At 49.1% G+C, this 23,475-nt stretch carries 19 protein-coding genes and 2 tRNA genes; 7 read left to right on the forward strand and 14 right to left on the reverse strand.

Annotation, left to right across the window (positions count from 1 at the left end):
- Positions 1–67 precede the first annotated feature (67 nt).
- A complete protein-coding gene (gene acnA, locus J0M34_02390; protein ID MBN8543093.1) occupies positions 68–2,782 on the forward strand; it encodes an aconitate hydratase AcnA in 2,715 nt (904 codons plus the stop codon).
- Positions 2,782–3,132: a hypothetical protein gene (locus J0M34_02395; protein ID MBN8543094.1), complete on the forward strand. Its 351-nt coding sequence runs from the start codon at positions 2,782–2,784 to the stop codon at positions 3,130–3,132. The genes acnA and J0M34_02395 overlap by 1 nt, the downstream gene beginning before the upstream one ends.
- Here J0M34_02395 and J0M34_02400 read toward each other — a convergent pair.
- The 6 genes from J0M34_02400 to J0M34_02425 form a co-directional block, all read right to left on the reverse strand.
- Positions 3,129–3,401 (reverse strand): hypothetical protein, encoded by a 273-nt coding sequence (locus tag J0M34_02400; protein MBN8543095.1) that lies wholly within the window; start codon positions 3,399–3,401, stop codon positions 3,129–3,131. The genes J0M34_02395 and J0M34_02400 overlap by 4 nt on opposite strands.
- Positions 3,402–3,468: 67 nt before the next feature.
- On the reverse strand, positions 3,469–6,177 hold the full coding sequence (locus J0M34_02405; GenBank protein ID MBN8543096.1) for a PD-(D/E)XK nuclease family protein: 2,709 nt from the start codon (positions 6,175–6,177) through the stop codon (positions 3,469–3,471).
- A gap of 30 nt (positions 6,178–6,207) precedes the next feature.
- Positions 6,208–7,425: a hypothetical protein gene (locus tag J0M34_02410; GenBank protein ID MBN8543097.1), complete on the reverse strand. Its 1,218-nt coding sequence runs from the start codon at positions 7,423–7,425 to the stop codon at positions 6,208–6,210.
- Positions 7,426–7,472: 47 nt separating this feature from the next.
- A complete protein-coding gene (smpB, locus tag J0M34_02415) occupies positions 7,473–7,952 on the reverse strand; it encodes an SsrA-binding protein SmpB (protein ID MBN8543098.1) in 480 nt (159 codons plus the stop codon).
- 1 nt (position 7,953) lies between these two features.
- Positions 7,954–8,835, reverse strand: coding sequence for a 4-hydroxy-tetrahydrodipicolinate synthase (locus J0M34_02420; protein MBN8543099.1), 882 nt, complete (start codon positions 8,833–8,835; stop codon positions 7,954–7,956).
- Positions 8,836–8,945: 110 nt separating this feature from the next.
- On the reverse strand, positions 8,946–9,383 hold the full coding sequence (locus tag J0M34_02425) for a hypothetical protein (GenBank protein MBN8543100.1): 438 nt from the start codon (positions 9,381–9,383) through the stop codon (positions 8,946–8,948).
- A 162-nt stretch (positions 9,384–9,545) separates the two neighbouring features.
- Between J0M34_02425 and J0M34_02430 the strand changes: the two genes are divergently transcribed.
- Together J0M34_02430 and J0M34_02435 are read left to right on the forward strand one after the other, a co-directional pair.
- A tRNA-Pro gene (locus J0M34_02430) sits at positions 9,546–9,622 on the forward strand.
- 20 nt (positions 9,623–9,642) lie between these two features.
- The gene (locus J0M34_02435) at positions 9,643–10,044 is read left to right on the forward strand and encodes an MAPEG family protein (GenBank protein ID MBN8543101.1); all 402 of its coding nucleotides are present in this window, start codon (positions 9,643–9,645) and stop codon (positions 10,042–10,044) included.
- A 230-nt stretch (positions 10,045–10,274) separates the two neighbouring features.
- On the opposite strand, the gene J0M34_02440 is transcribed toward J0M34_02435, so the two are convergent.
- Entirely contained in the window at positions 10,275–12,011 is a 1,737-nt protein-coding gene (locus tag J0M34_02440) for a hypothetical protein (protein ID MBN8543102.1), read from the reverse strand.
- A 172-nt stretch (positions 12,012–12,183) separates the two neighbouring features.
- Here J0M34_02440 and J0M34_02445 point away from each other — a divergent pair, with 172 nt between their 5' ends.
- From J0M34_02445 to J0M34_02455, 3 genes are all read left to right on the forward strand, one after another.
- Positions 12,184–13,467 carry an MFS transporter gene (locus tag J0M34_02445; protein MBN8543103.1) on the forward strand — a complete coding sequence of 428 codons (1,284 nt, stop codon included), beginning with the start codon at positions 12,184–12,186 and terminating at the stop codon, positions 13,465–13,467.
- Between the two features lie 66 nt (positions 13,468–13,533).
- Positions 13,534–13,610 (forward strand) — tRNA-Pro (locus J0M34_02450).
- Between the two features lie 168 nt (positions 13,611–13,778).
- Positions 13,779–15,896 carry a methyl-accepting chemotaxis protein gene (locus J0M34_02455; protein MBN8543104.1) on the forward strand — a complete coding sequence of 706 codons (2,118 nt, stop codon included), beginning with the start codon at positions 13,779–13,781 and terminating at the stop codon, positions 15,894–15,896.
- Here J0M34_02455 and J0M34_02460 read toward each other — a convergent pair whose 3' ends face one another.
- The 7 genes from J0M34_02460 to mutS form a co-directional block, all read right to left on the reverse strand.
- Positions 15,897–16,439 carry a MerR family transcriptional regulator gene (locus tag J0M34_02460; protein ID MBN8543105.1) on the reverse strand — a complete coding sequence of 181 codons (543 nt, stop codon included), beginning with the start codon at positions 16,437–16,439 and terminating at the stop codon, positions 15,897–15,899.
- Positions 16,440–16,481: 42 nt separating this feature from the next.
- Positions 16,482–16,790: an integration host factor subunit alpha gene (locus tag J0M34_02465; protein ID MBN8543106.1), complete on the reverse strand. Its 309-nt coding sequence runs from the start codon at positions 16,788–16,790 to the stop codon at positions 16,482–16,484.
- A 25-nt stretch (positions 16,791–16,815) separates the two neighbouring features.
- The gene (locus tag J0M34_02470) at positions 16,816–17,772 is read right to left on the reverse strand and encodes a ketoacyl-ACP synthase III (GenBank protein ID MBN8543107.1); all 957 of its coding nucleotides are present in this window, start codon (positions 17,770–17,772) and stop codon (positions 16,816–16,818) included.
- Complete coding sequence (plsX, locus tag J0M34_02475) at positions 17,772–18,842, reverse strand: phosphate acyltransferase PlsX (GenBank protein ID MBN8543108.1); 1,071 nt, start codon at positions 18,840–18,842, stop codon at positions 17,772–17,774. The genes J0M34_02470 and plsX overlap by 1 nt, the downstream gene beginning before the upstream one ends.
- Positions 18,843–18,855: 13 nt before the next feature.
- A complete protein-coding gene (gene rpmF / locus J0M34_02480) occupies positions 18,856–19,038 on the reverse strand; it encodes a 50S ribosomal protein L32 (GenBank protein MBN8543109.1) in 183 nt (60 codons plus the stop codon).
- Between the two features lie 107 nt (positions 19,039–19,145).
- Positions 19,146–20,738, reverse strand: coding sequence for a hypothetical protein (locus tag J0M34_02485; GenBank protein MBN8543110.1), 1,593 nt, complete (start codon positions 20,736–20,738; stop codon positions 19,146–19,148).
- A gap of 62 nt (positions 20,739–20,800) precedes the next feature.
- Positions 20,801–23,470, reverse strand: coding sequence for a DNA mismatch repair protein MutS (gene mutS, locus J0M34_02490; GenBank protein ID MBN8543111.1), 2,670 nt, complete (start codon positions 23,468–23,470; stop codon positions 20,801–20,803).
- Between the last annotated feature and the right edge of the window lie 5 nt (positions 23,471–23,475).

Genomic DNA, 23,475 nt, shown 5'->3' on the forward strand with positions numbered 1-23,475 from the left:
TAGTGTGTCTACCGCCAGTTACGAAACATGCACCAAAACAAAAACAACCTCGATGGGAGAGCTCAGAATGACTAGCGCAGATACCTTCAAATCAAAAACAACCCTCACGGCAAACGGCAAGTCCTACACTTACTACAGCCTGCCCGCTGCGGCAAAAGCAATCGGCGAAGACATGTCGCGCCTGCCTTTCTCGCTTAAGGTGTTGTTTGAAAACCTCCTGCGCTACGAAGACGGCAAGACCGTTTCGAAAGACGATATTAAAGCCTTCGCTACATGGCTGAAGAATAAGAACGAGCCACGCGATATTGCCTATCGCCCTGCCCGCGTGTTGATGCAGGATTTTACAGGCGTTCCCGCGGTAGTGGATTTAGCTGCGATGCGCGACGCTGTTGCCAAAATGGGCGGCGACCCGAAGAAAATCAACCCACTCTCGCCTGTTGATCTCGTCATCGACCACTCGGTAATGGTGGATACCTATGGTGACGCGAAATCATTCGGCCAGAACGTCGCGCTCGAGATGGAGCGCAATATGGAGCGTTACGAGTTCCTGCGTTGGGGTCAAAAAGCGTTCGACGATTTCCGCGCCGTTCCCCCAGGCACTGGCATTTGCCACCAAGTAAACCTTGAGTACCTCGCTAAGGGCGTGTGGACGAAACAAGAAGGTAACGAAACCGTTGCTTACCCAGACACATGCGTGGGCACCGACTCGCACACCACCATGATTAACGGCCTCGGCGTTTTAGGTTGGGGTGTGGGTGGTATTGAGGCTGAGGCAGCGATGCTTGGCCAACCCGTTTCGATGCTGATTCCAGAAGTGATTGGCTTCAAGCTGACAGGTAAATTGAAAGAAGGCACGACCGCAACTGACCTCGTGCTCACGGTTACGCAAATGCTGCGTGCCAAAGGCGTAGTGGGTAAATTCGTGGAATTCTATGGCCCAGGCCTCGATAACTTGTCGCTGGCTGACCGTGCAACCATTGCCAACATGGCACCGGAATATGGCGCAACCTGCGGTATCTTCCCAATCGATGCCGAGACCATCAACTTCCTGAAACTCTCGAACCGCCCTGCCGATACCGTGGCGCTGGTTGAGGCTTACGCCAAGGCACAAGGCATGTGGCGTGATGCATCGTACCAAGACCCCATCTTCACCGATACGCTGGAGCTGGATGTTGGTTCGGTTGAGCCTTCACTCGCAGGTCCAAAGCGCCCACAAGACCGTGTGGCGCTCAGCAAAGCATCGCAAGGTTTTGCATCGGAATTGCCGAAGCTCAACACCGGCACCCTCGCTGCTGGCACCGAAGTGGGTGTCGATGGCGCAGATTTCAAACTGCAACACGGCAAAGTGGTCATCGCCGCGATTACCAGCTGCACCAATACCAGCAACCCATACGTGATGGTGGCTGCGGGCCTCGTTGCGAAAAAAGCTGCGGCGCTTGGCCTGAAAGCCAAGCCATGGGTGAAGACTTCGCTGGCTCCAGGTTCCAAAGTGGTAACGGAATATCTGCAATCCGCAGGGCTTGATAAATCGCTCGATGCGCTGGGCTTTAACCTCGTGGGTTATGGTTGCACGACCTGTATCGGTAACTCTGGCCCATTGCATGACAACATCGAGAAAACGATTAAGGATAATAACCTCGTGGTCGCCTCGGTGCTCTCGGGTAACCGTAACTTCGAAGGCCGCGTGCACCCGCTGGTGCGTGCGAACTACCTCGCATCACCTCCACTCGTAGTGAGCTACGCGATTGCTGGCTCGATGGAAATCGACATTACCAAAGACGTGATTGCCACCACGCCGGACGGTAAGCCTGTCTACCTCAAAGACATTTGGCCAACCAACCAAGAAGTGGCCGACACTGTGCATCAGCACGTGACCGCACAAATGTTCGCCAAAAAATATGCGGATGTATTCGCGGGCGAGCCTGAATGGCAAAAAATCCCCGTGGCGGAAGGCACGACCTATAAGTGGAATAACAAATCCACCTACGTGCAGAACCCACCATACTTCGTGAACATGACACGCGAGGTAGGTAAGGACACGATGAAAGACATTAAGGGCGCGAGCGTGCTTGCTATCCTTGGTGACTCCATTACCACTGACCATATTTCACCCGCAGGTAACATTGCAAAAACCTCGCCTGCTGCGAAATATTTGGCTGCTAATGGCGTGGAACCAAAGGATTACAACTCCTACGGCGCGCGTCGCGGTAACCATGAGGTGATGATGCGTGGAACCTTCGCAAACACCCGCATCAAAAACGAAATGCTCGCAGGTGTGGAAGGTGGCTTTACCAAGCACATTCCAAGTGGCGAACAGCTCGCGATTTACGATGCCGCCATGAAATACCAAGCCGAAGGCACCCCACTGGTGATCTTCGCTGGTAAGGAATACGGCACCGGTTCATCACGCGACTGGGCGGCAAAGGGAACGATGCTGCTTGGCGTGAAAGCCGTGATTGCCGAGAGCTTCGAGCGTATTCACCGCTCTAACCTTGTGGGTATGGGCATTCTGCCGCTCATGTTCACGAGTGGGCAGACCCGCCAATCACTCGGCCTGAAAGGTGACGAAAAGATTGAGATTACGGGCATTGCGAGCGACCTGAAACCCCGCAAGGAGTTGACGGCGACCATCACCCGCGCGGATGGCTCGAAAGAAACCGCAACGCTCCTCTGCCGCATCGATACGCTGGATGAGTTGGAATATTATCGCCATGGTGGTATTCTACAGTACGTCATGCGTCAGATCATGAATGATGGAACGCCGAACAGAAAGGCTGCATAATGACCGATCAAGATAAATATAATCCCGACCAGCTATCGCGTGTGATTATGTTGCTCTATGGCAAAATGGATCATGGCGGCCCATTCTGGTGCTATGTGGCAGTGAAGCCTTCGATGTTCGATGCATTCAAGGCTGCTGAAACGAGTGGTAAAATCGACCTCTATAATTTTGAGGAATATGGTGAAGTGATTGTCTCGGCGGAAGGTCAAACGCCGCCAGAGGAAGTCACCCTCAAAGTCGCAGAAATGTATGGTGCAGACCCCTCAACCTTCTTCCAACCTATCGACCCTATTGCTGAAATCGGCAAAAAAATCGAAGAGTTGAAGAAGCAGGATGAAAGCAATAGCTAGATTCTGGATGCAGCCGCCTGTGTCGAAGCAAATACGCTTTTTAACGCGGCAGGGACATTATATTCCGATATGGAAATAATGATTGAGCTTCCTGCATCGGTCTTTTCTTCTGAAACGTCGTGAATGATTCTTGATCTATCTAACTCGCGTTTTAGTAGATCTATATTCGGGTTATCTGCGTTCAGTACTACGTAATAGCCACCTGCATAGGGTGTGCGCTGCCATGTATATTTTGCTATTTCGCTGTCTAGCTGGTTACGAGTCATCATTCCGCTCCGTTGTTTACGGCTATTTATAGAGCGCTCCAACCTATCGTAGTATGACATTTTTATGAAGTTAGGCTGCCCATTCATCGTTGCGGCTAATACCTGCATAATCGCTTTCTGTGTTTAGGGCACGGAAGGAAAACTCCTCTTCCAGTATCGAAGTAAGCGCGTTGCGTAATGCTTCAGCATGCTGGTGGAGTGTCTGTTCACCCAGCTCATAGGACACCAAGTCACCCGCGAATCTCGCTTTAGGTAATGCCCAATAGATAAGTTCTTCAGGCAGCGCCCCGCGTTCCTCATGAAGCATCAATGCGTAGGCGATGAGTTGTGGCTCTAATCCTAATTGCATATCTTTCTTAGCGGGTGCATTGCCCGTTTTGTAATCATGAATGGAATAGGAATCGCCCTGCTTTTCCAGCCTATCAATTTTACCGACCAGTGTTACGGGACCGACATTGACCTCATGCTTCATTTCCATTTCCACATCATCACATGCGCGCTCTTGGTGGATAGCCTTCACGAAGCGTAAGATAGTGCGAATACGTGGCAACCACAGAGCATACAGCCGCGCGTCTGATTCCAGATGGGCGATATGGCGCATCAGCCAATCACTGTCATCGGGTGAATGATTCACACGAAGCATCTCCTCGATCAGGCGGTGAACCAGTGAGCCAAGGGTTGAAGCGTCGGGTGTTTGGTCGTACGGATCTAGCGTTCGCAGGCCTAATACATATTCCGCATAAATAGCGTAGGGGTCGCTAAATAAATGGCGGAGGCTGGTAACACGCATGCGCTTAGGGCGCGCTGCGGCGGGCGGGCTTGGTGCTACGGGTGCAATAGGTGCGGGCTTAGCTTCATGTAGCTGTGCCCACCATTCACGCCATGGGCGCGAGGTGCATTTCACCCCTTCCCGCTCCCACTGCGCTTCCAACTTCACGAGGTAGCGTGACGGTGTGGTGGGTGTGCCTTCGGACTTTAGGCTACGGGTGATAAACAGTTCAGGCGCCATGCCGAGTGCATGAACATCATGTTCGGCAAGTGTGGCTTGTGCTTCAGGTGGTGTCATGCCCAAAGTTTGACGTTGGCCAAGATTGAGCCAAGGATTTGGCGTGTAGGTTTGTGGCCAATCGCCATCATTAAACCCTGCCAATATAACTCGGTCAAAATATTGTAGGCGTGCTTCCATTGGGCTGAGGATCAGTACACGTGGATGTACCGAAAAATCTGGTTTGCGTAGCGGCGCTTGCAGCGCTTCTTGCAATAAGGTGGTGATATCTGAAACGTCAAAACGCACATGGTCGGATGCGGCGGCTAGTTGTTCACAAAGCTGCGCGATAACCTCATGCCCAGCGAGCGGTTGTGGGGCAAGTTTGGATACTAATTTTGTGAGTGTGGTAAGCCACTGTGCTAATGTTTGCGATTCTGCTTGAACACGTTCCATCTCTCGTATGATTGGCAATAAGCTAGCGGCGGCGCTGAAATCACTCGCCAAGCGCTCTATGCGTTTGGAGCGTAAGCTGGTGGGTTGTACGCCACGGCATTGGTTGCGCCAAACATTCAAAAAACCATTCCAAGAGCTAGCGGATTCACCGCAATCAACGCCTTCTAAATGCAGTAGTTCTAATACACTTAAAACGCTCACTTCATCATCCAAGCAACGAAGGACACCAGCCCAGACTTGGCCTGCAGGTGATTGGGCAAGCGCACTACCTTGCGGTGTGTTGACGTGCACGTCATATCGCATGAGGCTAAGGCGAATGCGCTGCATGAGCGCGATATTAGGTGTTATGATGGCAATGGTTTTATTGGCATCAACTAATCCCTCACGCACAATGAGGCTGATGACACCCGCTTCTTCCGCCTCGTGGGTGCATTGAATGATTTCGATATTGCTGACATCGCCCCCTTTGCCAGCCAACATTTTTTGGCGCGGTGCGATGGCGTCATCACCCAATAACTGCGCGTCTTTAGCGGTTGCATTCATCGCGCTCAGTGAGGCTTGCAGGTAATATTGCGCGTGACCTATCGGTACGGAATCATGCAGGGATGTATCTAGGTTAGGCAGCACAACATGACCGTGTGGCAGTGCGTGAATTACCTGCATTAACTGGCGTACTACTGGCATACTTCCCGTGGAACCCACCAACCACACGGGGTGTTTTGGCGGTGCTTTTTGCCAGCTTTCATGGAGTGTTTGTAATAGCAATTGCTCACGCGATGCCTGAGATATCAAATGCATTTCACGTTCAATCAGTGGCCATTGCGTAAAGAGGATGCTTAGAAAATCCGCATGGATTTGCCAATGTTTGGCCGTATCCGAGAAGCGAATGGATTGCATATCGATCTGCGATACATCTAGCCCTTCGCGTACGATGTTTTGTTGAATGGCGATTAAAGCATCCGTCAGTGCTAACACGTGCTGGAAGGATGGTTTCACTTTCGTGCGGTTTTGTTCAAATCGTGCCACCAGCTCCGCCAATATCATGCGGTGTTGCCACGGGCTCATGGCGGGTGGGATATCGCCCAGTTTACTTAGCCCATCAGGTTGTTGAGCCAATGACAACATGAGCTCATTCTCGGCATCCGCTAGGGGAGCGATTCGCGGTAGAAGCAATGTCTCTGCGTGCTGAGTGAATGCCTCGCGCATGGCAATGCAACTACGGCGGTTCGGCATGAGAATTAAAATGTTTGGCCATTGCTCTTGCGGGTAACGCTGTTCAATTGCTTGCGCGGTGAGGCGCAATACATCGTGATGCCAATGGGAAGTGAGAATCGTCATGCCAGCAGAGTAAGCTGGCTAGCGAATGAATCAACCATTCATTTTTTTAAGCTTCTTTTGAAGCTCATCCATCATGCGGCTACGAATTTCTGCGCGCATGTCTGGCTTAAGTTGGTAGCGTTGGGCAAGCTGCTTGTAGTCTTCATCCGAAAGCGGCATTTCGAACAGCACTTCATCATGCGCGGGGGCCTGCAAGCCTGTCATCATGCGCAAAATATCGCGCACTCTTACGCCACGCTTCATGGAGGTATCAATCAACAGTTTGGCCGTTGCCATATCACAGCGCACGCGCTCAATTTCGGGCGGCAACACTTCATCGAGCGTCAGGTATTTTGAACGCGTTACTGGCTTTGGCTCTGCCGTTAAGAAGGCTGGAACTGGTGATGCTTCCAAATCTTCATCAATCACTTTTACAGCAGCAGGACGTTTAATAACGGGGGCATGATCAGCCATGTTCAACCTACGAAAATCTGGGCGTTGGGGTGTTGGTTTTTCTTCTTGAGCAACTGGTTTTGGAGCGGGCGTCACAACCGTTTTAGGTGCTGCCGCAGGCTCAATGGCTTTTACGGGAACTTTTGGAGCGCTTGTTGTGGGCGCTGGAATCATAGGAATTGGTTGGCTCAGCAGCTTAATGTCTTCTGCGGGGCGGTAGACCGTAACATAAACACGGTGGGTTTTGAGTTCGGGGTACACTTCGATTTCAACCGCTTTATCGCCCGCATCATTCACCAATAAACTATATTGGATATTCTGGGTTTTACGTGCAGCATCGGAAGTGGAGAGGCGGCCTTGTGTTAAAGTGCCATCCATAAACTCGATGGTTTTAACGTATTTTGGCGCCACCCAGTTTGGAAACTGCGCGTCAGTAACTTTTGCTTTGAGTGTCTTGGCCGAAGAAAGTTCCGTGAAGAAGCTTAACGCATCACGGTCGAACCACTGATGCTGCTCTTCAGGGCTTAATTCACGCGACATGCCCAAGTAATAGCCCTGATCATCCTGCGCGATGGTGAGGATGAGTGAATCTACCGCATCGACCGTGAGAATGTAGCTTACGGTTGTTGTCTCGCCAAAACGATAGGTTCGAACGGCTTGAATGCTCGCTTTTTTACCGCGCAATTCGGGGATTAGGGTGTCATTTGAGAATTCGAGCGCACTGCCAGTCTCTAGTTTTGTAAGCGGAATAGCGGCTTTAACAGGCGGTTGCGCCTCTTCCTTACCGCCCAGTAATGTCTTAAGTGTGCCTAGCATAATAGTTAACAAATGGTTAACATAATTTAGGGCTAGGGGCAATCAGATTATTGATTCTTCATCAGGCGGCCCTGCTCACGCTTCCAATCACGATTTTTGATAGTCTGGCGCTTGTCATATTGGGTTTTACCGTGGGCTACGCCCAGTAAAACCTTGGCATACCCACGGTCATTAAAATAGATTTTTAGGGGGACCAAGGTAGTGCCGCGCACCTTAAGCAGGCCCGTTAATTTACTCAATTGGCGGGCACTGACCAATAATTTGCGGGCACGGGTCGGTTCATGATTATTGCGATTACCATGTGACCATTCCTGAATATGGGCATTCCATAACCATAATTCGCCGCCCTTCACACTCGAATAGGCGTCTGCGATATTGACGCGGCCAGCACGTAGTGACTTCACTTCCGTGCCCAAAAGCACGATGCCAGCCTCAATGGTTTCTTCAATATTATATTCAAATCGCGCCTTGCGATTCATTGCGGTTGGCGCGCTTTTTTTGGGGACTGCGCGTTTTTGAGTAGCCATATTAAATAAGCTGCAATTCCAGCATTGCGTCGCGGATCATTGCTTTAGATGCTGCTTGAATTTCTACCAGTGGTAGACGCACCTCGGTTGAAGATTTACCCAGTAATGACGCTGCGTATTTGACTGGTGAAGGGCTGGTTTCGCAGAACATGGCCTGATGCAGGAATACTAAACGCTCATGCAATTCCAGTGCTTCTTTGTACTTACCTGCGAGAGACAGATTCTGCACTTCTGCCACTAATTTTGGTACGATGTTAGAGGTCACCGATATCACGCCTTTGCCGCCCATGGCATTGAAGCCCACGGCCGTCATATCTTCACCGCTAAATAATACCAGCCTATCACCCACAAGGCGGCGCAGCGTGCTTGGGCGCGCCAAATCGCCCGTTGCGTCTTTAACGCCAGCGATGTTAGGTATTTCTGCCAATCGCGCCAAGGTCTGGTCGGTGATGTTGATGACCGAACGGCCAGGAATATTATAAACGATAATAGGTAAGCTCGTCGCAGATGCGATGGCTTTATAATGCTGAAAAATGCCTTCTTGTATTGGCTTATTATAGTATGGCGCCACGACGAGGCATGAGCTTGCGCCCGCTTTTTCAGCATGCTTGGTGAAATCAATCGCCTCGGCTGTAGAGTTCGAGCCTGTGCCCGCCATAACACCAATGCGGCCTTTGGCAGTTTTCACGGCAACTTCGACAAGTTTCTTGTGCTCCTCAGGCGCAACTGTGGGCGATTCACCCGTGGTGCCAACGGGCACAACGCCGTGAATACCTTCTGCGATTTGCCACTCAATAAGGGCTTCGTACGCACCAATATCAAGCGCACCCGCTTTGAACGGAGTGATAAGTGCAGTATATGCGCCATGTAAATGCTGTGTCATAGATTATGTCCTTTTCGGCCAGCACCTTAGTCAAATTCTCACGAATGACAAGCCTCTTGCCTTAAGAAAGGGGCTACTCATAACACAGGCTATTACTTAGTGTTGTCCACTTAAGTTCTTATAGTTCTGGGTGTGCTTGGGGTCGCTGGTGCTGGAGCTGGCGCAGGAGAAGGAATAATAACAACCGTTCCCCTCGCGTGCTCAGCTATATCATCGACATCCGTTACCGAAATCGCTGAGCCGTTTGGAAACATGCGCTTAAAATCAGCGATTGCTGGATCTGTTGATTCAAGCAGAGCATTGAATGATACATTAAGAATTTCGGCGATATCTCTATCAAGCCGCGGCACTTCTGTAGGAGATTCTGCAACGAGTTGATCCCTAAGCGAGCCAAATGGCGCACCAATTTCTCGGCTAATTACCCCCAAGATTTCATGTATGTGCTTAGGGCCCGTAAAGCCTGGCGCATCTTCTCGGCGGAGGGCTTCTACCACTTCGTTTCCATCGATTCTTCCGTCGCGGTCGCGGTCTATAATTGGGCTTGTCATGGCAAATATCCTTTTCAGTGCTGTAATGAATTGCCGCCAATATAGTTGAGTTCAGGTTTTGGTGTGTGAAGGTTCCATGAAGATTGGATCGGCACCAATTAACATGATGCGCTCATTTAGCTTGCAATTTGCTATAGGTTTCGCATAAACACTCCCCCGTGTCGGGGAGTAGCGCAGTCCGGTAGCGCATCTGGTTTGGGACCAGAGGGTCGCAGGTTCAAATCCTGTCTCCCCGACCATTTACTAAGTGAGGGGCTTTATGATTGTCTCCCTGTATGCTGCGGCATTAGCACTTTTATTTGTATTTTTGGCAGTGCGTACCATTTTGGCGCGCGTGAAGCACGGCACCGCACTGGGTGATGGTGGACATCACGAATTACAACGGGCAATTCGCGCACATGCGCATTTTGCTGAATATGTCCCCTTCTCGCTTTTATTGATACTCATGCTCGAATTGCAGGGGTCTAATCACTATCTGCTTCATGGATTAGGAATCACATTGGCGATTGGGCGTTTATTACACGCCTATAGCTTGCTTAAGTGTGAAACCTACGAGAATGGGCAAATTATCGTCAGTAGCATGAAATTCCGCCAATTGGGAATGTTTCTAAGCTTTGGTGTTATTGGAATTTCGGCAGTTGCCCTGCTCGTTACGGCTTAGGCTTTCTGATTTTTTTCTAGGGTATTCCACCCATGCGCCCTTCATCTGTTAAGCGTTTTGCAACATCCAACAGTTTTTCGGTATCAATCGACGAATCAATTCCAGCTTCAGGAAAATATATTGTCTCTGTACGGCTTCTTGGGCCTCTACCATCACTTGGAGAATACTCATACTTAGTGCGTGCCAGTGTTTTATTTAAAAAGAATTTACCTTCTTCGTTTTGGCATAATCTATAATTGCTGCGCGTTCTGCGCTACTAATCGCTGTGAATCCAGATTAACTGCACTCACTTTTGAGGTTGGCTTTGTGTGCTCTGCAGCCACAATTGGTGCAACTTCTTGGTCAACTTTGGTTTGCTGCTTCTCGCGCTGTATCTGTGCCCATGGATTTGCGATCATTCCATTTACTTGTGTACGTAATTCCAAAGCAATATCCGCGGCTTTGCCGCTCAACAAGCTGGGGGATGACATGTAACCAGCCAGTCGTTCAATGAGCACTTCATGTGTCGAAGGATCTTGCTTGGCAACATATTCTGCAGTGGCCGCAATTACACTTTCATGGACATCCTTACCATCTACGCCTTCACCGTGGCCTTTAGACGAAATGGCTAACAAGCCCTCTGCGATAAGGTTGGTCGCCACGAATATGCCACGGCCAATAATTGTTTTGCGCGTTAGCTCATCTCCCGTGCGCCATTTGCTGTGCGTTGCATAGGCATGGAAGCCTGTGGCAATCATATAGCCAACGCCTGTTGCACGTAGGGGTTTTTCTTGAATCCAATCCCAAACGCCTTCGACGCCCGTATTTTTTTCTTGTCCTTCGACAGGTTTTTTCTCTTTGATTACTAAGCCCGCCAATGCTGAAGAAGCCGTTACCGTACCCAGCATGATATCAACGCCTTCGTCCATGCGGCGTTTGGTGAAGCTGTTATATGTTTTTGGTTTGCCCAATTTATCTAATATGGGCACCCCGTTTTTCATTTTCGTAACGATGCCTTCATATTCTTTTTGTGGTGCGATTAAGCGCTTAGCGGATGCGTACATCAGCAATCCACCCACTGCGAGATAGACAACGTTCAATGCTTCGGATGGGTACTTTGATAATGTGTCGTGGAAGCGCTCAAAAATATTCTTATTTTTGTTTTCTGGCTCTTGGGTCAGCACGGCTTTTCGGCTTGAGCCTGCCAAACCTTCACCTTGAATGAAGCGGTCAATTTTTTGAACTGACTTTTTAATATGAGATTGTGATTGGTCCTTACTGCCATAGGTACTAAGTATGATACTACCAAGCGCATATCCTACGCCCGCGACAATTTTTGCTTTTGTACCATTCACATCGTCTGCAGCAGATTTGATTGCAACGTTAAGACTTTTGCGAATATCTTCAAGATTGGCTGTTGGTTTGTTTTTTAGAAAATCTGCAACTGGCTTAAATTCTTCACCGAGTTTTTTAATCGCAGCAGGGCTGTCAGCTAATCCATCTAAAGCGTCACGAGCGGCATTAGCAATTTTTAACTCTTTATTGTAATGATGCTGCTCCATGCCAGCATACGTCATGAATGCCGCATCACCCACTACCCAAACTAGGCCAGACCATTTTAATGTAGCGGCTAAAAATTTGTCCCATGCTGATTTAGGTTTTTCACTTGCTGATGGGGCAGTTGCAACGGTTGGCGTCACCCATTCACGCTGTGTTAAAAACTCCAATAGATTTTTTTCTTTTTTGAATCCGCGCAGCTCCAGATATGGGCGGCCATTTCGCGACATGGGCACACCGACCCAGCCCTTAAGTGCGAACTGCTGCTGAATGTTGGTGATATCTTGCGGCGTAATACCTTCGCGCGCATGCAAGTAGGCACGCGCACCGCCTTGTTCATTGGTGACGATTTCAACTTCATCGATCAACGCGCCGTTACTGTAAGTGTATATCGCCAATAGCTTACATGCCTCAAAGTCAGGTTTTTCCATCCTCAGTCTAACTAAGAATTGTGACAGTTTTATGTCGCTGGCGGCTTAAATTTTGACTATTTTGCCAATCAGTTAGCCTCTTTATCGCATTGCAGCATGTGCGTTTGCTATCCATGGGTTGGCACTGTAGGGTGCGCCCTCTTTATCAAATACTTATTCGCTGCGAGGAATAATGAGCGCTAATGGCAAAATGAATAAAAAAGTCATCATTTCCGGCATGTTAGGTAATGGCCTTGAGTGGTACGACTATGCGCTTTATGGGCACATGGCGATTATTATAACCAAGCTTTTCTTTCCTTCCGTAGATCCTGTCGTTGGTTTGCTTGCTACTTACGGTACATTTGCCGCAGGCTTTTTGGCGCGACCTCTTGGTGCAATATTATTTGGTTACGTGGGTGATACATTTGGCCGCAAAACCGCACTGGCTATTGCTATTCTAATGATGGCAATCCCAACAGGTCTAATTGGATTATTACCCACTTATGCGGACTGGGGATGGATTGCACCCGCCTGCCTAATCATGATTCGTATTTTGCAGGGATTATCCATGGGTGGAGAATTTAGTGGTGCTATTACTTATATGGTTGAGCACTCGCCACAAAATAAGCGTGCTGTTGCTGGTTCGGCCGCCATCATAAGTTTGGTTCTTGGCTTCTTGCTTGGCTCAATCGTTTCTACCAGCTTTGCTTCAGCCCTGAGCCCTGAAGATTTTGAAAGTTGGGGCTGGCGTGTACCATTCCTTTTAGGAATCGTTGTGGGTGTAGTAGGTTTCTATATTCGCTCACACTGCGATGAAAGCCCAGCTTACGAAGAAGCAAAGGCTGAGGGAACGCTCTCTAAAACTCCCGTACGCGACGCTTTTAAAAAGCATCCAAAAAGCATGATTCAGGCATTTTGTATTTATTTGTTTGTAACCATGCCTTTTTACATGATTTCAATTTACTTTATTGCCTACACAACCAAGCAACTAGAACAGCCATATGATGAAGCGTTGCTAATCAACAGCTTTGCAATGTTGGCCATGCTAGTGACAGTGCCAATTTCTGCGCATATTTCGGATCGCGTAGGTCGCAAAAAAGTATTGATGACGGCGATTCTGCTCATGTTCGTTGTAATTTACCCTGCATTCCAGCTGATGCACGCCCACAGTGATTTTTATTCTATTTTAGCGGGGCAAGTGCTGTTGGGGTTAGCGCTGGGTGTTTACCTTGCTCCAGTGCCTGCCGTATTGGTGGAATTATTTCCCACCAGCATTCGCTTTACGGGTATGTCGCTTTCTTATAATTTTTGCGCCATCCTAGGCGGGTTAACACCCATGTTAAGTACGTGGCTGATTGCAGAAACGGGTAATAATGATTCCATCATGTACATCATTATTGGGGCGGGATTAGCGTCGTTCTTAACGCTATTGACCTACCACGACAGGTGGCGCGAGCCGATCCGTTCATTAAAATAGCCGTTGCGGAAGTTTTTATTTACTTTCATTAGGCCATCTGGTTATCGGATGCCCCAGTTTATGAGTCGGAATGTAGCGCAGCCCGGTAGCGCACTAGTCTGGGGGACTAGGGGTCGCAGGTTCAAATCCTGTCATTCCGACCAATCAACTCACTCTTAAGTTGAACCGCAACGCAAGCGCGCAACACCTTTTCACCACATCTGATTATTTTTTATTTTATAAGATTCTTTTGTGATTTTTGCTTGATTCAGTTATCGTGTCATAATCCTTAGACATTATCGCCAAAAAAAAAATTCAAAAAGGACCTCGCCATGAATAGTATTAAGACTAAACTCGCCATCATTCTAGTTTTGGTAGGAGTATTACCAGCTATCGCGATTGGCATTGATTTCCACATTCAGAAAGAGCACCTCCACGCAGAGCGTAAGCATGACCTAACAAACATCGCCAAGAACATGGGGGATGTGATTGATCGCAACCTTTTTGAACGCTACGGCGACGTTCAAGCGTTTGGTTATAACACTGCGGCGCATGACCCCGCAAATTGGCAGAATCCTTCGAGCAGCAACGTCCTCACTATTTCCATGAATGATTACGTAAAGGCTTATGGTCTTTATCCTCTGATGATGTTGGTGGACATGCGTGGTAATCCACTAAACGTAAACACCGTTGCGGCGGATGGCAGTAAAATCAAAACATCCTTCATTTATTCGAAGAATTTCTCTCAAGAGAAATGGTTCCAAGACGCAGTGAATGAAAACTTCCTCAAAAGTGACACATTAACCGGCACGGCGGTTGGTGAGCCTCAGCGTAATTCGTTGGTGGCTGAAATTTACCAAAACGACGGTTACGTTATTCCGTTCTCAGCACCTGTTTTCAATACATCTGGCGAGCGCATCGGCGTGTGGGTAAACTTCGCGCAGATGTCTCTCGTCGAAGATATTGTCGGTGAGTTCCGCAAGAGCCTGATTGATTCTGGATTGGGAGATCTTGATCTGATGCTTGTGGATCCATCGGGTAAAGTGGTCGTTGATTATGACCCTCAACAGTTAAATGAAGCAGGACTCCTTGGTCACGATTGGGATAATTTGCTCGTGAAAAACTTCGTCAAGGATGGGTTTGAACCAGCCATTCTCGCTAATAAGGGAGAGACGGGATCATGGGAAGGAATTAACCCTGATTCTGGTGACGAAGCTCTGGTGATGTACACCAAAACAGATGGTGCCTATAATTATCCAGGTCTTGGTTGGTCTGTTTTATTAACGGCTACTCCTGAGTCTGCATTCAAAACTCTAATCAAGGTTGAGCGGGCAATGATCATTGTGCAAATTATCGCCTTCGTTATTTCGCTGGTGGTTGCTTGGTTTGTAGGCAGTTCATTTGCGCGCCCAATCAAAAACAGCGCGACCGTCATTCAGTCGATTGCTGATGGTAATACGGATGTCACTATCATTGGCGGTGACCGTAAGGACGAGATTGGTGATCTGGCTCGCGCTTCCTTGGTGTTCAAGGATGCAGTGATAGAGCGCCGTAAACTTGCCGCCGCGCAAGAAGAAGCCGAGAAACAGGCGTTGATTGAGAAGAAGCGCGCACAGCATGAACTTGCGAACAAGTTTGAATCGCGTGTTCAGGGCATTATTCAAACCGTTGCTTCAGCCTCGACAGAGCTTTACCAAACCGCCGAATCGATGGGTGGTATGATTGGTAACGTGAACAACAAGGTGGTGAGCGTTTCTGGTGCTTCGCAAAGCGCGTCCAACAACGTGAATAGCGTTGCGGCGGCTACGGAAGAAATGTCGGCAACGGTGCGTGAGATCGCAGGACAGATTGCGCATTCGGTGGACTCTGTACGCTCTGCGGTGCGTAACGTGAATCGCGCTGGTGAAACTTCGGTTGAGCTTGAACAGTCTGCCAAAAAGATTGGTGAGATCGTTGTGCTCATTCAGTCGATTGCATCGCAGATTAACTTGCTGGCACTCAACGCTACGATCGAGTCTGCGCGCGCTGGTGAAGCGGGTAAAGGCTTCGCGGTGGTTGCGGGTGAAGTTAAAGCACTGGCAACACAGACCAGTAAAGCTACTGACCAGATTGCCTCATACGTACAGAGCATTCAGAACGTCTCCAGCGAGATGGTGAGTGCGCTACAGTCCGTAAAAGGTTCGATGTCGAGCGTGGAAGAATACTCCACCGCGATGTCGGCTGCCGTAGAAGAGCAAAGCGCTGCGACGAACGAGATTGCTTCTAACATGGGTAGCGCTGCAAGCATTACTGAGCAGATCAACAGCGACATCACTGAAGTGCATCAAGCAACGGCAGAAGCGAATAGCTCGGCGTCACAAGTGTTGGATGCAGCGAAGATGCTCTCGAAAGAGGCAGAGTCGCTCAATCACGCAGTGAATAGCTTCCTAAGCGAGATTCGTAACGGCTAACTAAGCTGCTTGCGTAACCAGTTTTGCTAGCTGCTCTTTCATGGCGGCTAGCTCGTTACGCAGTGCCTGTAGCTGTTGGCGATCCGTTGGCATAACATGCGTCACCGTTGAAGATGGTTCTGTGGTAATGTCCAAGGCCAATTCCGTTACAGGTGATTCTGGCGCGACATTGTCATTGGAGTTCGCGGGCGGAATCTGGTGAAGCCAGCTTGTGTTATCATCCGCACGTAATGTGGCATCCACAATCTTGGCGAATTCCTCGATGGCCTTCTTAGCGCCCTTAATGGTGTAGCCTTGCTTATAGAGCAGGTGTTTGATTTGCTGTAGCACCGCAATATCTTCGGGACGATAGAAGCGACGACCGCCGTTGCGTTTGAGTGGTTTGATTTGTGCGAATTTAGTTTCCCAAAAACGCAGCACGTGCTGCGGTACATCAAGCATGTCAGCAGCTTCGGAAATGGTGCGCAGTGCAGAGGGAGATTTTTCTTTTTTACGGTCTTCTTCGGCTGCATGCAAAAGATGCAGCAAATCATTACTTGCCATAATCAGTCCTTTTTATTTTTGAATGCGCCGTGCGTGATTAAACTAGTCGTTGCCGACTGGAGTTTCACCATTCACTTTGCTTTTGAGAATATTCGAGGCGTTAAACGAAAGTACGGTGCGCGGTGTAATTGGCACTTCGACTCCAGTTTTTGGGTTACGGCCAATACGCTCTTTCTTGCGGCGAAGCTTGAAGGTGCCGAATGAAGAGAGCTTTACAGAATGGCCTTCTGAAAGCGCGATGCAGATTTCATCAAGTACTGCGTCAACGAGTTGAGTGGATTCTGACAATGACAAGCCGATTTCACGATATACAGCGTTGGAAAGATCAGCGCGGGTCAAGGTTTTACTCATGGCAGCCACCCCTTAATGAGTTGATTTACCAGAGTATTACACAACATCCCCAGGTAAGTCCAGCACCAAGAGCAGGCATAGCCACTAAATTTCCTGACTTGATGCGTCCGTCCTTTACCGCCACGTCCAGGGCGAGGGGGATAGAAGCCGCCGATGTATTGGCGTGTTTGTCGAGGGTGACAATGGCTTTTTCCTTGGGAAGCTTGAGCTGGCGGGCGATGGAAGTAATCATCCGCGCATTGGCTTGGTGGGCCACCACCCAGTCCACCGCATCGAGGGTTTGGTTGGCTTTTGCCAGTGTTTCGAGCGTTACGGCGGACATTTTCTCAACGCCATGACGGAAAACTTCCTGCCCCTCCATGTGCAAATGACCAGCCGTTTTGGTGCTTGAGACACCACCATCGGTATTCAGTAATGGGCCAAATTGGCCATCCGCATGTAAGGTAATGGCTTGAATGCCGCGCTTTTTATCGTCTGATTTACTGAGGATGACAGCCCCTGCTCCATCACCGAATAAAATACAGGTGGTGCGATCATTCCAATCGACAATGCGCGACATGCACTCTGCGCCAATGACAATCACGTTCTTGCATAGACCCGTTTCAATCCAACCATGGGCGACTGAAAGTGCGTAAATAAATCCTGTACATGCTGCTGCAACGTCGAGTGCCGCACCGTGAGTAACACCCAAGGCAGTTTGAACTTTGGTGGCAACGGATGGCATTGTGCTGTCGGGTGTTGAGGTGCCAACGACGACACCGTCAATATCTTTGATATTGAGGCCTGACGCTGCAAGTGCACGCTCGGCAGCTTTGATGGCCATGTGCGATGTGGATTCATTTTCCGCCGCGATGTGGCGCTCGTGAATACCCGTACGTTCACGAATCCACTCATCATTCGTCTCCACCATCTTCGATAAATCGTGATTGCTGAGAACGCGCTCAGGCAAGTAGCTGCCCGTAGAAAGAATAACTGAAGCCATTAATTAACCGATGTGATGGTGATAGAGGTTGTTTCTTCAATCACCACGGTTTCACGAATGGTGGAAGTACTGCGTGATAATTCTTCGAGAATCTTGTCGTTAATTTTGTTGGTGGCAAGCGTTGCAGCAACACGTATCGCGTGTGAGAAGCTTTTAGCATCCGCGTTGCCGTGGCTTTTTACAGAAATACCATTAAGCCCCAGCAAAATGGCGCCGTTATGTTTGCGTGGGTCGAAGCGCTTGAGTGAAACTTTGAGTGCCGAACGCGCCAAAAGATATCCGAGCTTAGCAAATAACGAGCTTTCAATGGCTGATTTCACCGCGTGATACATGAGGCGCGATGCACCCTCAGCCGTCTTAAGCGCAATGTTTCCAGTGAAGCCGTCTGTCACTACGACATCAACGGTGCCCTCGAGAATATCATTACCTTCTACGAAGCCGTGATAATCAATCGGTAGGCTTTGTGATTTCAGAAGCTGGTGCGCTTCTTTCACTTCGTCATGCCCCTTCATGTCTTCGGAACCGACGTTCAATAATCCAATTCTGGGTTTTTCAACACCTAGCACTGCGCGTGCATACGCATCCCCCATCAGTGCAAATTGCACGAGATAATCTGCGGTGCAGTCAATGTTTGCGCCCATATCCAGCAATACAACGGGTCGCTGTTGAGCTGGCACCGTTGCAGTAATGGCGGGTCGCAATATGCCTGGTAATGTCTTGAGTACCAGCTTTGAAATCGCCATGAGTGCACCCGTATTTCCTGCCGAAACACAGGCTTGTGCTTGGCCTTCATTCACTGCTTCGATGGCCATGCGCATGCTTGAGCCTTTGCTTTTGCGCAGCGCTACGGATGGCTTTTCGTGCATTTCAATGCGGGTATAGGTCGGAACAATGCGCGCAATGTCGCCGAGCTTATAGCGCGCGACGAGCGTGGCAAGCTCTCCCTCGTTACCGAAGAAGATAAAGCGCAGATCAGGGAAAAATTTGAGCGAACGTCTGGCCCCAGCGACCACCGATTCCGGTGCTTTGTCGCCTCCCATTGCATCCAGTGCGATGGTGATGGGTGCCATTTCGGCGCAGCGACTAGCGCTTAACTTTAGCGTTGGTCACTTTGCGGCCACGGTAATGCCCATCGGGCGATACATGGTGCGGACGCTTGAGTTCACCTGTGGTTTTGTCTTCGCTGACTGCCGTTTTGCTCAGCGCTAGGTGCGATTGACGCATCCCGCGACGTGACGGCGAGGTTTTTCTCTTTGGAACAGCCATGGTTCAATCCTTTCTAAATTATTGATAGATAAGGAAAAATACCCGATACCCATCAATGAAGGGGCGCATTATAGCCATGAATTCTAAGAAATAAAGCAGGATTTTCGCTATTTTGCGATGGTTTGGCTTTCACCAACAGCCCTGTTACCCCTAAAACCGCCTGGGTAGATTTGATCCACGGTAAAATTATCGGTCATTTTTTGTAATTCTGAGTCTTTCAATGAGCCATCATTAAAGGGCAGATAATGGAACATCATATTACCGCTTCCATTTGATATTCCGCGCTTTACAAGGCGCTCGACCCCCTCTTTAGGTGAGGTTTTAGTCTCGGCGCCCGCGCGGATGTCGCGAGGGTTCATTTCCATTACCCACACATCCTGAATGCGCGCCTCCGTTAATTTCTCCATGGCTGCCATGACCGCGCCGACCTCGGCATTTGGTGTGGCATTATCTTGCGAGGTTTTGGCTTCAATGGCGTAATGGAATGTTCCGTTCTTAAGTTGCACTACACAACAACGAATGCTTTTAATTTCAGCCTCAAAGGCAGCTTTATCGTCTGGCGATATTCCGCTCGAACGTAGTCGTGATGCCGCAACTTCGTTGATTTTCTCGACCATGAATTGGTTAATTGCGGTGAGATCAATACCATGTTGTGTCTGCGCGATATCAAGTTCAGGAATACTTTTGCGGCCTAGCAAGACATTCTCTGCCGCTTTGTAGGCAACCTTGGCGAAGCGCTCCAGCGTTTGCATTTTTTTGCTATCTGTAGCCTGAACAAAATCACCCATACGATTGAGCGTCGAGCCAACAATCACGGCCAATGGCGTAAAGGATTGAAACAAACCTTCTTTCGCTACAGCACCATTTAATGCATCACCCTCGCGATCATTTACATGTGCTGCACTATAATTTAATGCCGCGTTCAATCCTTCTATTTGCGCGTTCTTCTCGTCAGCATCTACGGGAATATTTCGATGTGCATTGAGATTACCAGCTGTTGTTTTCCAGATTTGCCCCTGCACCACCTTGTCAAAATATTTTGTCGAATGATCAATACGAATCGCGTCATTTAGATTGACGGTTTGTTGGTTGATAGAGATTGGCAATACATAAATTGGGGCATCTTCTGGCATTGCCTTGGCAAGCATATCGGTACATTTTCCGCATGGGCAGGCGCTCAAAAGCTCCTTACTATTGGGCTTTTGAGGGTCTTTATTTTTACCCACCATCATATAAAGCGCGACTAGTTTGGGTGGCTTTAGTTTTGCTGTTGGAAATTCATCTGCTGAAATACTTTGTCGTGTAGCACGGTGCGCCATGTGGTCCGTGGCGGCATTATACATATTTTGTTCGGCGCAATCTTTGAAGTAATCGTCCTGATTCACGGTATTGGTGCCAATGAAAATGCGGAATTCTCCCGGAGGATCTTCAACGATGCCAATAGCCGCGCCTTTAAAATTGTTGCTGTCACCAATCGAGCGCTTACGGTATTCAGCCAGTATAGTTGCAAATAATTTTACACGCGTCTCTTCAGACATGTAGGCTTCGTCGTACCAATTCGGTTCTTTGGGGGTAACGTGCACCGTGTGACGACGCAGATCGAACGTGAATTCTCCATTGCCATTACGGAAAGGAACCCTCACCGATAATTCGATGCCTTGGTCCGTATTGTGGGCTTTATCTACAAGAATTCTAACCATGCCCAGATTATAGCAATTAATTTGCGATTTCGCAGCCGCAGCGTAAAAATTTCACGCAACCGTCACAAATCCAACTCCTTGATTTCAAATAATAATTCAAGAGCCTGTTTGGGCGACAAATCATCAGGATTGCATGTTTTGAGCATTTCAATCGCTGGGTGCGGTACCGTTTCAGGTGTTTTGAAGAGCGGCAAACTCGCCTGATTGGGATTCACATCAAGGTGGTGGGTTTGTTCGAGCTGCTGAAGTAATTGCTTCGCTCGCGTGAGAACAGTTTTTGGAATACCCGCGAGCGCTGCCACGTGAATGCCGTATGATTTATCAGCAAAACCTTCGCGAATATGGTGAAGAAAAATCACCTGCCCCTGATATTCTTTTACGGCGGCGTGATAATTGCGTAAGCGCGGTAAACTTTCCGATAGATCGGTGAGCTCGTGATAATGCGTGGCAAATAAAGCGCGGCATTTCGTGACGTTATGCAAGTGCTCTGCCACTGCCCACGCGATGGATACGCCGTCGAATGTTGCGGTGCCACGGCCTATTTCGTCCATAATCACAAAGGATTTTTCTGTCGCTTGATTGAGAATGGATGCGGTCTCCACCATTTCCACCATGAAGGTGGATTGGCCGCGCGCCAAATCATCTGCCGCACCGACACGACAAAATAGCGTGTCTGCAATACCAATGATGGCGGATTCAGCAGGAACAAAGCACCCCATCTGCGCGAGGATGATCATGAGCGCCTGCTGACGCAGGAAGGTTGATTTACCGCCCATGTTGGGGCCAGTAATCAGCCACAGATTACCCTGCCCGTTAAGCGTGCAATCATTGGCGATAAATTCTTTATGCTGCTTACGTAGTGCAGCCTCCACCACTAAATGGCGACCCTTACTCAGCACAAACGTATCGTCATGGGTGAGTGTTGGCCGCGCGAGTTGTTGGGTTTGCGCAAGCTGGGCAAAACTCGTCATGACGTCCAGCAATGCAATCGCGCGTGCGGAAGTAATCAGCGCATCATAGCGCGTCATGATAGCTGTTACGAGCTCTTCAAAAATCATCTGCTCAAGCTTGAGCGCTTTATCGGCCGCCTCTTCTACGCTGCGGGCGAGTTCATTTAACTCTGGCGTGGTATAGCGCAATGCACCTGCCATCGTTTGACGGTGAATGAAATCAGGCGGCACTTTCTTCTCATGAATGGGCGTAATTTCGATGAAATAGCCCAGCACATTATTGAATTTAATTTTAAGTGACGTGATGTCTGTACGCTTTTTTAGCTCCTGCTCCATGACCATCATCACGCGTTTGCTTTCATCACGCAACGTACGGTATTCGTCTAGATCCGCACGAAAACCTGAGGCGATGAAATTACCATCACGCGCGAGGTGCGGCACTTCTGGTTTCAGGGCACTTGCTAATGTATCAGCAAGAATTTCGTGCCCTTTAAGTGCGGCCACTGCATCATTAAGCGTTGCGGGTGCATTCGCCGTTTCTGGTAGTTTGAACCAATCATCACGCAACTGCTGATAGGCCGTGAGCGTTTGCTTAAGTGCCAGCAAATCACGCGGGCCACCACGGCCAAGCGAAAGGCGCGACAGGGCGCGCTCACTATCGCTTATTTCTGCGAGTCTCGCGCGTAGTTGCTGGCGCAAACCGTCGTGCTTAAGCGCCCATTCAACGGCATCATAACGTGCATTGATTAGCGCTATGTCCGTTATGGGTGCATGTAAGAACTGATTGAGCAAACGCGCGCCTGCGGCGGTTTTTGTTTCATCAATAATGCTGAGCAAGCTACCATTACGTTCACCACCAAGTGTTTCACTAAGCTCCAAATTACGACGTGTCGCTGCGTCCATATACAGAGTTGCATCGGAGGTTTGAGGCTTTGGTCGCTCGAGGCGCGGTATCGCTTCAAGCTGAGTGAGTTGCAGATACTGAACCAACACACCGCATGCGATGACAGCTTCGTTCGAGAAGGCGCCCAAGCCCGATAGCTGCGCCACTTCGTAATGGTTTACAAGCACGTGCTCGTTTCGTTTGTGATCGAACTGCGCGTTAGGTTGAATTGTTGCCTTGCTTGCCCATTCTTGCGTTAGCGCTGGGTAATCTTTTTCACTCACCAATATTTCACGTGGATTGATCCGTGCCAGTTGGGCTGGCAACGCGACAGCATCGCAGTCCAATACTTGGAAAGCACCAGTTGAAAGTTCCAACCATGCGACAGTCGCATGGGCTTTATTGAGGCTAAGCGCGGCAAGATAATAGGATGTTGAAGGCTGTAATAACGCGTCCTCGGTGATAGTGCCTGGGGTGACGATGCGAACCACATCGCGCCGCACCACTGCTTTATAACCACGCTTTTTTGCTTCTTCTGGTGTTTCGAGCTGCTCGCAAATAGCAATTTTTTTGCCTGAAGCGATCAAGCGCTGCAGATAATTTTCTGCTGCATGCACGGGCACACCGCACATAGGTATATCCTCGCCCGCGTGCTTGCCGCGCTTGGTGAGCGCAATGTCGAGTATTTTGGAAGCAGTGAGCGCATCATCGAAAAATAGTTCGTAAAAATCACCCATGCGGTAAAATAACAAACAGTCGGGGTGCTTAGCTTTTACCTCAAAATATTGCTGCATAGCGGGGGTTGCAGCGCTTTGCATTTTTGTTGCATCGCAGCGTGTGTTTTCGCTTGTTGTTAGCGAATCGGTCGTTATGTTAGGCGCTCTTTGCGCGCGGGACATAGGGC

It is taken from the genome of Alphaproteobacteria bacterium (assembly GCA_017302575.1).
Lineage (GTDB): Bacteria > Pseudomonadota > Alphaproteobacteria > Rickettsiales > UBA3002 > JAFLDD01.

Coding starts and splice junctions, on each gene's coding strand:
- J0M34_02485 (MBN8543110.1), bottom strand. CDS start 20,738: ATGGTTAGAATTCTTGTAGATAAAGCCCACAATACGGACCAAGGCATC.
- J0M34_02440 (MBN8543102.1), bottom strand. CDS start 12,011: ATGGAAAAACCTGACTTTGAGGCATGTAAGCTATTGGCGATATACACT.
- J0M34_02435 (MBN8543101.1), top strand. CDS start 9,643: ATGATTGTCTCCCTGTATGCTGCGGCATTAGCACTTTTATTTGTATTT.
- acnA (MBN8543093.1), top strand. CDS start 68: ATGACTAGCGCAGATACCTTCAAATCAAAAACAACCCTCACGGCAAAC.
- J0M34_02395 (MBN8543094.1), top strand. CDS start 2,782: ATGACCGATCAAGATAAATATAATCCCGACCAGCTATCGCGTGTGATT.
- smpB (MBN8543098.1), bottom strand. CDS start 7,952: ATGGCTACTCAAAAACGCGCAGTCCCCAAAAAAAGCGCGCCAACCGCA.
- J0M34_02455 (MBN8543104.1), top strand. CDS start 13,779: ATGAATAGTATTAAGACTAAACTCGCCATCATTCTAGTTTTGGTAGGA.
- J0M34_02460 (MBN8543105.1), bottom strand. CDS start 16,439: ATGGCAAGTAATGATTTGCTGCATCTTTTGCATGCAGCCGAAGAAGAC.
- J0M34_02405 (MBN8543096.1), bottom strand. CDS start 6,177: ATGACGATTCTCACTTCCCATTGGCATCACGATGTATTGCGCCTCACC.
- J0M34_02410 (MBN8543097.1), bottom strand. CDS start 7,425: ATGCTAGGCACACTTAAGACATTACTGGGCGGTAAGGAAGAGGCGCAA.
- mutS (MBN8543111.1), bottom strand. CDS start 23,470: ATGTCCCGCGCGCAAAGAGCGCCTAACATAACGACCGATTCGCTAACA.
- J0M34_02425 (MBN8543100.1), bottom strand. CDS start 9,383: ATGACAAGCCCAATTATAGACCGCGACCGCGACGGAAGAATCGATGGA.
- rpmF (MBN8543109.1), bottom strand. CDS start 19,038: ATGGCTGTTCCAAAGAGAAAAACCTCGCCGTCACGTCGCGGGATGCGT.
- J0M34_02465 (MBN8543106.1), bottom strand. CDS start 16,790: ATGAGTAAAACCTTGACCCGCGCTGATCTTTCCAACGCTGTATATCGT.
- plsX (MBN8543108.1), bottom strand. CDS start 18,842: ATGGCACCCATCACCATCGCACTGGATGCAATGGGAGGCGACAAAGCA.
- J0M34_02400 (MBN8543095.1), bottom strand. CDS start 3,401: ATGATGACTCGTAACCAGCTAGACAGCGAAATAGCAAAATATACATGG.
- J0M34_02445 (MBN8543103.1), top strand. CDS start 12,184: ATGAGCGCTAATGGCAAAATGAATAAAAAAGTCATCATTTCCGGCATG.
- J0M34_02470 (MBN8543107.1), bottom strand. CDS start 17,772: ATGGCTTCAGTTATTCTTTCTACGGGCAGCTACTTGCCTGAGCGCGTT.
- J0M34_02420 (MBN8543099.1), bottom strand. CDS start 8,835: ATGACACAGCATTTACATGGCGCATATACTGCACTTATCACTCCGTTC.